The following is a 13,203-nucleotide window of genomic DNA, read 5'->3' as shown; positions in this document are numbered from 1 at the left end:
TGATTGACGACCGGCAACGGACTGCTTAAGAAAGAATTTTCCGTTTTTTAAATCCAACCTGAAGACCAGAACCGATGTCGCGACGTTCGAAAAAGAAACAACGCTCACAGAAAATGCAGCCGCCCCCCGAACAACTGCTCCTCGATTTCCTCGAAGCAGACTGGCAGCCGGCGCGGGCACTCTGTTTTCAAACCAACCTGCAGCCGTTCACGATCGAACTCCTGCAGCGTCCCGGCCTGGAAACGCAGCTCGACTGTTTCAGCTTTAACAAATCGGTCAGCACGCAGATTGCAGAACAGGTTTCGGAACTCAAGTCCGACGAGACCATCACCATCAGTGCCGGATTTCAATCCCTCTGCGACAGCGAGTTACCAGAAACCGATTACGATGCCGTCCTGCTGCCACTCTCGCAACAGTTTTCCGATGAATACGTTCGCGATCTGACACTCTCAGCCGTCCGCAGCCTGGGGCAGGGGGGCACGCTGACCATCGCTTCGCCGCGCGACAAAGATTACGAATACCACAAGTTCCTGCAGTCGCTCTTTTCCAAAGTCACCCGCGTCGTCTCGGACGCAGGTATTGTTTACCAGGGCAAGAAACAGCAGGACGCGCCGGAGAAGAAAACATTCGAGGATGAAACAGCCATCCGTGAAGGCGAGCGACTGCTTTACGCATACACGCTGCCCGGCGTCTTCAGTCATCGACGTCCCAACCAGAGCGCCCGTACGCTGATCAAACTGATGGAACTCACCGATGAATCCCGGATTTTGAATTACGACTGCGGTTCAGGCATCGTTGCTTTCGCCGCTGCCGCCCGATGTCCTAATGCCGATATCCACGCCGTAGACACCAACGCCCGCGCCATCCTCTGTGCAGAGCAGGGGATCGCGAAGAACGAACTCACCACGGTGCGTACGGAACTTATCACCGGGGAAGCAGACATCCCCGAAGAAGCCTACGACTACCTGCTCACGAATAAATCCTATTTCACCAGCGAAGAGCAGGGGGAACAGTTTCTGCAACTCTGCCTGCGGTCGCTCAAACCGGGCGGACTCCTGCAGTTCTCGACCAAGCAGTATCAATGGTACGCCCATCGTCTGCTGGACCTCTTCACGGATGTCGCCATCGATGGGGCAGTACACCACTTCATGCTTGCCGCTCGCAAGCCGGAATAACTACAAAGGACCTCTTTCACTTAAAACAGCTTTGATATATTTGATATAACAGACTTAAATCGAGTCATTTTCTGGCAATACGCTCAGGCTTGCTGTCATTGATTTCCCGTTTTTACGGATATTTTTCTGATCTTTTTCCAAGATCACCCCGTTGACAGCGAACTGCGAATGTGAAAATATCGCTTTAAGTAACTGAGAAAACCGTCTGCAACGCAACGGAGTGCTCATATAAGGCATTTCAGATTGCTCTATCCAGAAGGAGCCCGTTATGTCATTATTCCTGTCAATTGCTGTCCTCGCTTCCACGCCACAGGATACTCAAAGGAATGAACAGCCAGTCGAGGCTGCAAGACCACAGATGACGATGAATTTTAAGACCTTCGACCAACTGGCCGATTCACTTTCCACACGCGTTGAGACAGGCACACTGCTGTTCAGTAAAGGGGACTGTCTCGCCGTTCGCATCTTCACCCAGAGCCCTTACACGCATGTCGCCATGATCGTCATGCGAAACGGGGAACCGGTGGTCTATGACAGCATGAACGGGGCAGGGGCCCGCTGTCTGACGCTGAAAAACTACCTGAATACACAGCGTCCCGCTTCGATCCATGTCTTTCACCCACGGTCCGCTTTCACTGCAGAGATGACCGAGGAATACGAACGACTGCTCGATCAGAAACTGGGCACACCCTATTCCATCAGGCATCACCTCACGGGCAAACGCGCGAATGGAATTCACTGTGCGGAATACGCCATGGACGCCCTCTCTGCCTGTCACCTGATGCAGGCCAAATCGCCCCCCAAGGTGTCCCCGGCTTCGCTGCTGAAGGGGATCGTCCAGGCAAAACGCTACGTACCCGCGGTTACCTTCGAACTGGAAAAGCCACCTGCGATCGTCGAAAAGCCGCGCAACTGGTGTCACCAGATCTGGATCGACACCAAAAACTGCACCTCGGCCTGCTGTGTGAAACTGCGTGGCTGGGTTCTCTGTCAGTAATCGCCGCCTGATCACAGCCAGACATCTTCGGCGAAATCTGGAAAGAAGCGGAAACACTGCTTGAAACTGCGCAACCCGTCAGCGAAAATCGGCACAAGAGACTTTTGTACCTTAGTGACCATCTTCGTACATGAAAGCGCCGAAGCAATGCAGACCCGTCTGGCTCAGTTTTTTACATACACTCGTTTGTCCGTTCTGTCCTCCGTTCTTCTGATTACGCTCTGCGTCTCAATCCAGCCGGGCAGGGCACAGCAGCCTGCAGGCGATAAACCCGAGACGGCCTTCATCGAACGCGAAGCCATCACGCTCAGACATCCGCGTGACTATTACGTCCCCCTCAACTTGAAGCCGATCCGTCAACTCTCGATCGCCTCGCCCATTGAAGGGGTCGTCCACACGGTCGATGTGCAGCCGGGAGACAAGCCGGCATCAAAGGCAGTACTGGTTCGCTTGGAAGCAGCCATTCCGCAGGCCGAAGTCGCCCGGGCTCAGGCCGCCCTCGATCTCGCCCGGGAAGAACAGAAAAACGCGACCGGTAAAGCAGCAGCCGTTGCCAAAGCCAGCGTGGCACTCGCGGAAGCCGAACTGAAAATCGCCAACATCCGCCTGGAACAGACCACGATCCGAGCTCCCTTCGAAGGGGAAGTCTTCCGCATTCTGGTCTCCCCCGGCACCTATGTCAGAGCAGGGCAGCCCCTGCTCGAACTGGGGGACACCTCGCAGCTCAAAGTCGAAATCCCCCTCGCACGGGAACAGGCGCTGGTAGGCAACAAAATCAACCTGAGCGTCGAAGAACAGGCCACACAGGGAACTGTCAACCAGGTGCTGCCCCTCGACCCCCGCTTTGAAAAACTCAGGGACCTCGCCAACTCGATCACTTCAGCCGTCGTTGTCATGGACAACAAACAGAATCAGCACAGGCCGGGGCAGGCGGTCAGCGTCAGCCTGATTCCACGCTACCCGATCGCGGAAATTCCCACGGTCGCCGTCCAGAACAGCCCGCAGGGGGAACGCAAAATTCAGGTCATTCGTGAAAATGTGATCAGAGAGCTCACCCCCCAGATTCTGGGACAGGTCGGCCCCGAACGCCTGTACGTTTCTGCGGCGTTCGACAAGGACGATGAGATCGTGGTGAGCAGTACACAGCCCCTGGCCGATGGCGCCACTCTGCAGCCGGCGACCACCGTCGGTAAATCAAGCACATCGCCCGGCACACCCCCAGGCAGCTCACCCTCAAAACCACCTGAAAAAAAGGTCAGTTTTTAAATCATATGTTTCGTTGAGCTGACAGCCACGCTACACTATAAAACTGCAGAGCAAAGTCCTGTCTCACAGAAATTTCGCAAAGCTCCCTTCACGTTCCCCTGAGAACTCGGGTTTTAGCACCGCACTGTCATCCGTTACAATAATAAGTCTGGAATGATTCTGTCGGATCACTAACAAGCAAGAGGTTGCGCAGTGGCTGAAAAAGAAACTACTGAAACAGAAAACGATAAACTCGTTGATGAGTATGAGCTCGTCAGCATGATTGCAGACGGCACATCGACTCAGATCTGGGAAGTGAAAGAACAGGGGGGCTCCAACACATTCGCCATGAAGCGGATGCTCCCGGAAGCAATGAAAAAACCGGAAGTGGTCGCCACGATGAAGCTGGAAGCCAAAGTGGGCGCCGCCGTCGATCATCCCAATCTGATTCAACTTCATAAGTTCATCAAGAACAAAAAAAACTGCTACCTGGTGATGGACTATTTCCGCGCACCGAACCTGCGGTCACAAATTTCATCCGATCGCCGCGGTGTGCAGAACCGACTCCGCAAACTGATTGAATCTGCCGCGATGGCATTGGGCCACATGCACGAGAAGGGCTGGGTCCACAAGGATATCAAACCGGAAAACATTCTGATCAGCAAAAGTTCGGAAGTGAAAATCATCGACTTCGGTCTCGCCGTTCCCGTCGCCAAGGGGATCGGCAAACTGTTCGGAAAAGCCAAGTCGGTTCAGGGTACCCGCTCATACATCGCTCCGGAAACAATCAAGAAACAGGCACTCGGACCGGGAGCCGATATCTACAGCCTGGGCATTACCATCTTCGAAGTCCTGACGGGCAAAACACCGTTCCACGGCGAAAACCCCAAGGAAGTTCTGCTGAAGCACATTTCCGAACGTCCCGTGCCGCCGTCCAGCATCAATCCAAACGTCACGCCGGAAATGGATGAGTTCGTGCTGAAGATGCTGGCCAAGAAACCGGAAAACCGCTTTCTCTCGATGGAAGAAGTCGTCTCATCCATCCGCAATCTCAAAATGTTCAAACAGGAAATTGCTGAGCTGCTCGAGCAGGAAAAAGCGGAAGCCGAACAGGCCGAAAAAGAATCGATGCAGGAAAAACGGCTCGACAGCCGCGCCGATGCCAAACTCTCCCAGCTGATGAAAGATGATCCGGAACTGGCCAAGCAGTTGATTGCCCAGCGCAACGCCAACAAGAAATCCAAGCCCAAACCGGAACCACCGCCACAGAAAAAACCGCAACAGCAGCAGCAACCACCACAGCCGATGCCCGGCGGGTATCCACCACAGTATCAGCAGCCCATGTATCCGCCTCAGCCGATGCCCGGACAGCCGATGCCGTATCCGCCGCAGTACCAGGGGCAGCCCATGCCTCCCGGAGGCTATCCGCCACCTGGGTATCCACAGCAGCCTTATCCGCCGCAACAGCAGCCCTACCCGCAGCAGCCATATCCGCAGCAACCGGGGCCACCTCAACAGCAGCAGCCTCCTCAACAACCGCAACAGCCCCCGGCACAACAGCAACCCGCTCCCGCAGGTCAGCAGCCGTCGCCACCGGCTCAAAAACCACCTCAGGCAGCTCCGCCTCAGCAGCAAACACCGGCTCCTCAGCAGCCCGCTGCGAAAAAAGAGGCTGAAAAAGAGCAGAAAACCCGAAATGATGATGATCTTCCTTTCATGGAAGAATTGCCGGATGTGTTCTGAAAATATAAAATCTTGCAAGAATTGCTTGCATCCGTCAAAATGCCTGACATGTTTAAATAATTAACTTCTATCTCTTACGTGGTCCCATAGATTATGTCCGTACTTACCCAGCTTCCATTCGAACGTCCCATCTACGAACTGGAAGAACAGCTCAAGAAAATCGAGCAGGAACCCAATCCCACCGCCAATACCAAAGATGCCATTCGCAACATGCGTCTGGAAATCACGCGGATGAAGCGCGAGATCTTTGAGAATCTCGATGCCTGGGATACCGTCAAGGTCGCCCGTCATCCGGAGCGGCCACAGACCCTGGATTACCTCGAACTCGTCTTCGATGAATTCGTTGAGCTGCACGGCGACAAAGCCATGGGGGATGACCGGGCCATCCTGACCGGCTTTGCCAAACTCGACGGACAGAAGGTCATGTTTGTCGGCCAGCAGAAAGGACGCACGCTGCAGGAACGCACCGAATGCTATTACGGCTGTGCTCACCCCGAAGGCTACCGCAAGGCCCTCTCCAAGATGAAGATGGCTGAGAAATTCGGCATCCCGATCATCTGTCTGATTGATACTCCAGGCGCCTATCCGGGCATCAAAGCCGAAGAGCACGGACAGGCCTATAACATCGCCATCAACCTCCGTGAAATGGCACTGCTCAAGACCCCCATTATCTGCGTCGTGATCGGCGAAGGGGGCTCCGGCGGAGCACTCGGCATCGGCATCGGCGACCACATCTCCGTACTGCAGTTTGCCTACTATTCGGTGATCACTCCAGAGGGCTGCGCAGGCATCTTATGGAAGAACGCGAAGTTCGCCAACGAGGCCGCCAAGGCACTCAAATTCACCAGTCAGAATCTGCTCGACCTGGGCATCATTGATGAAGTGATTCCGGAGCCGCTGGGGGGCGCACATCGCGATCACCGCCAGATGGCAACCGCACTCAAGGCATCGCTCTCGAGCAATCTCAAGAGCCTGTCAGGCCTCCCCAAAGACCAGCTGGTCGACCAGCGTTACGAGAAGTTTCGCAAGATCGGTATGTTCCACGAAGCGGGGGAACCCGTCTAACACAGCGGGTGCGTTTCAGGCCTTTCCATCACCTGTGAATCACAGGGATCCAGAACCACAAACACCTGAAATGCACCCCACCACGAACGTCCGATAATGTCCGTTATGTTAAGTTCGGGGCTGTTTTGGGCCTGTTTTTACAGGGTTTTGAAATCACCTTGTTTCAGCCCCGCTGAATCACCATTACGGCAACTCCATCACTCGCAACACCAGCTCAGAGGCTCTCAGATCAACGCTGATCGCCTCTGATTCTGATCGCAAGCTTTATCTGCGTTGCACGCTCTGCATTCGCTGCTGGAGCGCTGCACCAAGCGAGTTCACAGGCACCCGCTGCAGCTGCAATTGACGTAACACACGCGAGTCTAAAGGCGTGGTCACATCGGTCTGTGGATCGGGGTCTCCCCCGTCCAGCAGCAGGTCCGCTTTCCAGTCTTTCAACACGGCAATCACGATCTGATCCGGCAGTCCGGACAGGTCGAGTTCAAACTCTTCAATCATCGATTTCTGGGCATCGGGATAGTCCGAATAGACGGCCGCAATCTGCTTCAGCAACTGTGTGCGTTCGCTGGCAATCTGCTGCGCCCCATTCGCCCCGAAAGTCGAATTATCCGTGGGTACGGAGACCTGGGGCTGACCTTCCCCCCAGTTGTCCGTCACGGTCCGCAGTACACCCGGAATCTTGGATGATAATTCACTGGCAAACTGCTCCCGATCCTTGGGATCAGTCGCGTTGTATGCTTCAATAATCTTGTCTTCCAGCTCGCCCCTGAGGTAGCTGGGAATTCGTTTCAGAATGTCCTTCAGCAGCGAATCCTGGTTGGTCGTCCGTACGTCCGATCCACTCCCTCCCGGCTTTTCGAAAAACGGGCTGGGTAGATCACTGGAGCCCGGCGGAAACGGATTATCGTCCCCGTGCTGATGATCGTGATGAAAGGGATCGTCCTCGTCGTGGTGCATCGGCACATCCGGATGATCCAGCTTGGCCAGGCAGTCATCCAGTACCTCGTGCAGCTCCGCAGGCATCACGGGTGCCATTTCGTTGAGAATCACCGCAGCCGCGTACCCGCTGTGAGATTTGATCACAGCAGCCCGCGCGGTTTCAGAAATCGTAATCAGAAAGAATGTCAGGAACAGACAGAATACCACTCCCTTGAGCAGTCCCAGCAAGGCTCCCAGGTGACGGTCGAATTCATTGAACTTCAACGAATCGATGGCCGTCTTCAGGCTGCGTGCCAGCGTAAAGGAGATAAACGAGAAGCCGATGTAGATCGCCAGCATCGCAATCCAGCGATTGAGCGGCGGTTTCACATTGATCATCGGAGCCAGCTGCACCGAAAGTGATTCGGCGAACGCGAAGCACAGCACCAGCGCGGCTATCGCAGCCAGCTGCCAGACCACACCCTTGGAGGCGCCTTTCCAGACTGCGTAAATCAGAATTCCAACAATCAACAGATCAAACCACATCGCGACATCCTGTCTCGTAGTATTGCACATCCATGAACAATGATCGGGGTGGCCTCCCCCCTGCCGGTACTCCCCCGATTTTTCAGAAATTCGAGAGCAGGGGATTATAGGTAAAAATCAGGGTCAGCGCAAAGCCCAGATTTTTGCTCGGTAATTACAGGCCCGCTACGTCATGTCTCCCCATTTTGACATCTGAGCAAAGCAGGGGTCTGTCAGCAAAAAATTCTCTGCGATGCGAATTCACCGGTTCCAGTAACGATCAAAATAATACATGATCACCCGGCTCAACGAAATTACCAGGACCGCAGTTAGAATGACAAATACGATTAGAATGAAGATGGCGAAAAGCACAAAGGGAGCACTCCCGATTGGCCCAGTTTCACGAATTCCATCAGTGCGTACCGATTCGAACTCTCGAAACAGATAATTCAGTAACACAGGAGGAACGCCGCATATAAAAATCACGAGTGGTACACTGACCACAATCGCCATGATTTTCTGATACAGTTTCATCCCACAGTCCTCGCTTCGAGGCAATGCATGCGTTTAGAACTGCTTTCGACTGTCCAAAAGCAGGGTGATCGGCCCGTCATTTACCAGTTCCACATCCATATGTTCCTGGAAGCGACCGGTCTCGACTTCGATCCCCTGTCCTTTCACCTCGGCCACAAAGCTCTGATATAACTCGTTCGCCTGTTCGGGACGTGCCGCATTCACAAAACTGGGACGACGCCCCTTGCGACAGTCGCCCAGCAACGTGAACTGGCTTACGACCAGCATTTTCCCGTTCACATCCGCGAGTGCCAGGTTCATTTTCCCGTCCGCATCTTCAAAGACGCGCAGGCCCACGGCTTTCTGTGCCAGGTAAATCACATCGTCCTGCGTATCGCTCTGTTCAACTCCCAGCAGAACCAGGAATCCCTGCTCGATCTGTCCGGTAATTTCACCATCGACGGTCACACTCGCACGGGACACGCGCTGCACAACGGCTCTCAAGTTGTCTCTCCTCGTCAGTCCACTTTCAGATCAGGTCAGTCCGTCATCCCGCGCGAACAGGAAAACGCATCCAGGGGCACATCGGTCGGCTCTTCACAGATCAACTGTCTGATCAACCGCGCCGTGATCGGCGAAAGCTGTAAACCATCCCGGTAATGTCCCGCCGCCATCAGCAGATTTTCAAAACCGTCCACAAAGCCCAGGTAAGGCAGCCCGTCAATCGATCGAGGACGCAGCCCTGCCCACGCACGCTCGAAGCGCGCCTCTTTCAAAGCCGGCACCAGCGCCTGGGCGAACTCAATCAGGCCCGCCACTCCTTCTGCAGTATTCTGTTTATTGAATCCAATATCTCGTTCGGTCGAACCGATCAGCAGTCGACCATCGCTGCGCGGCACCAGGTAGCGTTTCCCTGATTCAATCACCGCCTGAAACGGCAAACGATCCATCGACAGCAATACGATCTGCCCCTGGATCGGCACCAGCTCACACTTGAGTCCCAGTTGAGTCAGGATCTCGGGAGACCAGGCTCCCCCGGCAATGATGGTCCGCCCTGCTCTTTGAATCCCCGCATAGGTCCGTACGCCGGTGACCTTTGTGCCTTCGCGTTCGAAGCCTACAATCGGCGTCCCCGGCTCGAGCTTCACCCCCCGCCTGACGCATGCGGCCAGCAGCGCCTGCATGTGTCGAGGATTACGTACCTGTGCCATGTCGGGCAGATAGAATCCCGAGGTAATCTGTTCTCCAATATAAGGAGCACGTTCCCTCAAGGCACATTCGTCGAGCGTCTCCAGTCGCACACCTGCCTGCTGCCATTCGGTGAGATATTCATCCCAGTTAGGCGTGTCCGTTGTGTAAGCCACGTGCAGGCCGCCACAGTTGAGGTAGCCGTTATCGACACCCGATTCTTCTTTCAGCTGTCGTGACCAGTCCGGCCAGAGAGGCTGACTGGCGGCTCTGAGCATGAGGCGCGCCGTAGTGGCAGATTCTCGATCCGCGGGAGGCAACATCCCTGCCCCCGCCCAGGACGCTTCTTTCCCGAACTGCTGACGATCGAAGACGGTCACCGACAGTCCCCGCATCGCCAACTCATAGGCGATCGACAATCCGATCACCCCGCCACCAACAATATTGACATCCTGCATAAGAATCACGCGCCCTGGTCACACTCAAAATAAACGAAACACTCAGCGCGTCGATTATAGCGGACCGCCCCCAGATTCACAGGGCAGCACTCACTCCCGGCAGACCGGAAATGCGCAATTCATCACACCAGAGACACGCCTGTCTAGTTCGACACGCGGCCGGGACGTAATGTTCGGGCATACGCGGTCGCCAGGGCCCGGATGTTGGTGCCGTACACTTTCGTGATCGCATTCACCGGCGTGGTTCCGCTTTTGAGTTCCTTCAGCAGCGCCGCCATCTTGGGCAGGCCCCCGTTATTGATCAGAAACTCAACCAGCGTGAACCCGACTGCCGTCGTTTCGGATGGTGAGAACGTCCCTTCTGCCACGAGTGCTTCCGGACGCTGCACCTTGGGAGCTGCCTCCAGAGCCTGCTGCCGCAACGATTCGAAATAAGCCTGGCTGGTCGTTGATTTGGATGCCAGCAGCATCCCCAGTCCGCGGGATGCCCACATGGGGACTTCCCCTGCTCCACGCTGAATCGCGGCATTGGTCAATCCGGCCATCAGGTTCGTCTGCAATCCGGGAGAGCTCGCATCTGCCTGATCACCCACATCCTGCAGGACGAGGTATGCATCCAGAGAATTCGGCGTAACCTTGGTATGCCACGTTGTATCGTTGCCCACACGCCGGTCTTCAATCGTCTGGTTGAACTCAGAATAGCCAAAGCGATCCTTGAAGACATAAACGGCCAGCTTACCCTTCCAGAACGGTTTCTGTTTTTCGTTGAACAGTTTTCGCAGATCTTCTACCTGCGTCGTTGCCCAGCCGCTGATCTCCTTAAGACGATCTGAACTCACATTGCCATAGAAGATGAAGTCATCCGTCTCGAGCATTTCCGCCGGGTCATTATTCACGACCCGCTTCCAGGTCGGTTCCAGAGTATCACGACGCAGCTTGGCGAACTCATCAGGCGACATGTTCGCCAGTTCCGCCATCCGCTTCTCTTCATCGGTCGGCACCATTTCCCGCAGATTGCCCTTCGCGTCTTTGCCGTCGAACTTGGCCCCTTCGGCAATCCAGGTTTTGAGGTCTTCTGCATTCTTGCGTTTCAGCAGCGCCTGTCCCTGTGGCATTTTGATCGGATCCTGCAGACCCACCAGGTGCCAGAGCCGACTGTCGTCCGGCTTACCAGGCACGATCACTTCCCCGGTATCGCCGCCACGCAGAATGTCTTCGAAGGTGACGACGGAAAAACCACTGCGGGGATTGTTGCCACTGTGACATCGCATGCAGAAATCGAGCATCCACGGCGCGATATCATTCATAAACGAGACTTTTTCATCACCGGTTGCCATCACAACTTTCACCGGATTCTTCTTCGCTTTCACCGAGGCACCGATCGGATCGGTCTCTTTGGTACCGTCAAAGCGGGCACCCTCTGCAATCCAGCGGGCAATCAGCTGAATCTGGTCCCGGTCCAGTGCGGGTTGGTTCTTGGGCATCCGCTGATTATCGTCGGGAGTAATCAGCTTGCGAACAATCAGACTCGCATTCGGATTCTGTGGCACCAGTAACAGACCATTGCGGCCCCCTTTTCGCATATTCGCGAAGGTATCCAGTCTCAGATTGGCACTCCCCCGCTGCTCGCCATGACAGCTCACACACTTTTCATTCAGAATCGGTGCAATCTGTTCTTCGAAGCTGACGCCCTTATTCGCAGCGCCCGGCTTGTTGCCGCCAGTGCCCATTGCCTTTTCCAGAAATGTCCGCCGCAATGCGATCAGTTTCTTGGTACTGACCGACAGCGGGTCTGTTTCGGGGATCATTGCGTCCTGAACCAGCTTGTCAAACTTCCCTTCTTCTTCGTCGATCGCCGCTTTCGCTTCATCATATTTTTTCTGGCGAATCAGCAGCGAGACCTTCGTCAGATTTTTCTTAATGGAGGCCAGCTCCTTACGCTGCTCGCTGGTCAGCTTGGCTGCGGACGCTGAGACCAGGTTCATTCCCAGGACCAGCATGACGACGCAAACCAGACGCACGAAACGGACAGACCAGAATGACATAACTATCCCCGTTGTATTTGAATTCAGATTTTGAGTGAGTGATGAGATCACAGCGGGCCAAGGCTCCCCTGCTCCGTCATTCGACGAATTCGATCCTCGTCGGTCTCTCGAGACGGGTACCGCAGGTAGCTGTCAGCCCAAGTCTATTGTTTTCAGTATAATAGGGCAGCTGGTGAGTTAAAAGATCTGAATCAGCCGAATCAGAAATCTTCACCGCTTCGCTCCCCTGCTCTCTTAAACAAAACCTCCACTTGTCTCCGGGGATTCGCGGCTATTTCGCTGTGCAATCCAGAATCCGGGGATTTTTTCCGGCGATGTTCCAAGACAATCCTCCCCCCGGTTGTCTATAATCAATCCAGCGGAAACATCTCGATAACCTGTTAAACTACCATTACTTTGACTATGTCACTCTCTGCCGAATTATCCCGAAAAACAGATCGCCTGCAGCAGATTCTCGCGGACATGGACCGGATTATCGTCGCCTTTTCCGCGGGAGTGGACAGCACGGTTGTCGCTAAAGCCGCGTTTCTCGCACGCGGAGATCAGGCACAGGCGGTCACCGCCGTCAGTCCCAGCCTGGCTTCAGGAGAGAAAGAAGAAGCGATCCGGCTGGCAGAACTGATCGGAATTCCGCATCAGCTCGTTTCGACTTCCGAATTCGCGACCCCCGAATACCGGGCCAACGCTTCGAATCGCTGTTTCTACTGCAAAACCGAACTCTACCAGATCCTGAATCAAGCCATCGCCCGTCACGACTGGCAGGACGCCACGGTCGTCAATGGCGCCAACCTGGACGACCGCGGCGATCATCGCCCGGGCATGCAAGCTGCCGCCGACTTCGAAGTCCGCAGCCCACTGATTGAAGCGGGCCTGAACAAAGCCGATGTCCGCGACCTGGCCCGGCACTGGGATCTGCCCATCTGGAACAAACCGGCCCACCCCTGCCTTTCCAGTCGGATTGCCTACGGCGTGGAAGTCACCGAAGAACGGGTCGGCAGGATTGACGCCGCCGAGCGATTCCTGCGGGAAGAATTCGACATCCCGGAACTGCGGGTCCGCCTGGAACCTCAGGAACTGGCACGCATCGAAGTCCCCCTCGACCAGATCAATCGCCTGACAACCCCCACTGCCCTGCCCCGGGTCACCCAGAAATTTCTTGAGCTCGGCTTTCAGAACGTCACTCTCGATCTGCAGGGATTCCGTTCCGGAAGCATGAACTCATTTCTTTCCCTTGAGGAACTACAGATAGCCGCTCATAAATCTTAAGTCACCGTAGAGAACAACACGACCAACCAACCGGTGATGCACTCCGTGATCTCCACAGCAATACA

The 13,203-nt window shown here is 55.0% G+C and carries 11 protein-coding genes; 6 read left to right on the top strand and 5 right to left on the bottom strand.

Annotated features, from left to right (window positions below):
* Positions 1-74: 74 nt before the first annotated feature.
* The 5 genes from HG66A1_RS10790 to HG66A1_RS10770 all read left to right on the top strand — a co-directional run bounded on the left by HG66A1_RS10790 (position 75) and on the right by HG66A1_RS10770 (position 6,225).
* Entirely contained in the window at positions 75-1,175 is a 1,101-nt protein-coding gene (locus HG66A1_RS10790) for a methyltransferase (protein WP_145183238.1), read from the top strand.
* A gap of 268 nt (positions 1,176-1,443) precedes the next feature.
* Positions 1,444-2,172: a YiiX/YebB-like N1pC/P60 family cysteine hydrolase gene (locus HG66A1_RS10785; protein ID WP_145183235.1), complete on the top strand. Its 729-nt coding sequence runs from the start codon at positions 1,444-1,446 to the stop codon at positions 2,170-2,172.
* A gap of 114 nt (positions 2,173-2,286) precedes the next feature.
* Positions 2,287-3,438 (top strand): efflux RND transporter periplasmic adaptor subunit, encoded by a 1,152-nt coding sequence (locus tag HG66A1_RS10780; protein ID WP_232106800.1) that lies wholly within the window; start codon positions 2,287-2,289, stop codon positions 3,436-3,438.
* 192 nt (positions 3,439-3,630) lie between these two features.
* Positions 3,631-5,160 carry a serine/threonine protein kinase gene (locus HG66A1_RS10775; protein ID WP_145183230.1) on the top strand — a complete coding sequence of 510 codons (1,530 nt, stop codon included), beginning with the start codon at positions 3,631-3,633 and terminating at the stop codon, positions 5,158-5,160.
* Between the two features lie 93 nt (positions 5,161-5,253).
* Positions 5,254-6,225 (top strand): acetyl-CoA carboxylase carboxyltransferase subunit alpha, encoded by a 972-nt coding sequence (locus HG66A1_RS10770; RefSeq protein WP_145039519.1) that lies wholly within the window; start codon positions 5,254-5,256, stop codon positions 6,223-6,225.
* 264 nt (positions 6,226-6,489) lie between these two features.
* Here the strand turns inward: HG66A1_RS10770 and HG66A1_RS10765 are convergent, their stop codons facing one another.
* The 5 genes from HG66A1_RS10765 to HG66A1_RS10745 all read right to left on the bottom strand — a co-directional run bounded on the left by HG66A1_RS10765 (position 6,490) and on the right by HG66A1_RS10745 (position 11,872).
* A complete protein-coding gene (locus HG66A1_RS10765) occupies positions 6,490-7,689 on the bottom strand; it encodes a CvpA family protein (protein ID WP_197997093.1) in 1,200 nt (399 codons plus the stop codon).
* Positions 7,690-7,929: 240 nt separating this feature from the next.
* Positions 7,930-8,202 carry a hypothetical protein gene (locus tag HG66A1_RS10760; protein ID WP_145183224.1) on the bottom strand — a complete coding sequence of 91 codons (273 nt, stop codon included), beginning with the start codon at positions 8,200-8,202 and terminating at the stop codon, positions 7,930-7,932.
* Positions 8,203-8,235: 33 nt separating this feature from the next.
* Complete coding sequence (gene dtd / locus HG66A1_RS10755) at positions 8,236-8,685, bottom strand: D-aminoacyl-tRNA deacylase (protein ID WP_145039510.1); 450 nt, start codon at positions 8,683-8,685, stop codon at positions 8,236-8,238.
* A 35-nt stretch (positions 8,686-8,720) separates the two neighbouring features.
* Positions 8,721-9,827, bottom strand: coding sequence for a glycine oxidase ThiO (gene thiO / locus HG66A1_RS10750; RefSeq protein WP_145183221.1), 1,107 nt, complete (start codon positions 9,825-9,827; stop codon positions 8,721-8,723).
* Positions 9,828-9,970: 143 nt separating this feature from the next.
* Positions 9,971-11,872 carry a c-type cytochrome domain-containing protein gene (locus tag HG66A1_RS10745; protein WP_145183218.1) on the bottom strand — a complete coding sequence of 634 codons (1,902 nt, stop codon included), beginning with the start codon at positions 11,870-11,872 and terminating at the stop codon, positions 9,971-9,973.
* Between the two features lie 402 nt (positions 11,873-12,274).
* On the opposite strand from HG66A1_RS10745, the gene larE reads away from it, so the two are divergent.
* The gene (gene larE / locus HG66A1_RS10740; protein WP_145183215.1) at positions 12,275-13,138 is read left to right on the top strand and encodes an ATP-dependent sacrificial sulfur transferase LarE; all 864 of its coding nucleotides are present in this window, start codon (positions 12,275-12,277) and stop codon (positions 13,136-13,138) included.
* The last annotated feature ends 65 nt before the right edge of the window (positions 13,139-13,203 follow it).

The organism is Gimesia chilikensis, from assembly GCF_007744075.1.
Lineage (GTDB): Bacteria > Planctomycetota > Planctomycetia > Planctomycetales > Planctomycetaceae > Gimesia > Gimesia chilikensis_A.
Note: the sequence above shows the minus strand (reverse complement) of the source record. Positions and strands in the feature narration are given on the sequence as shown.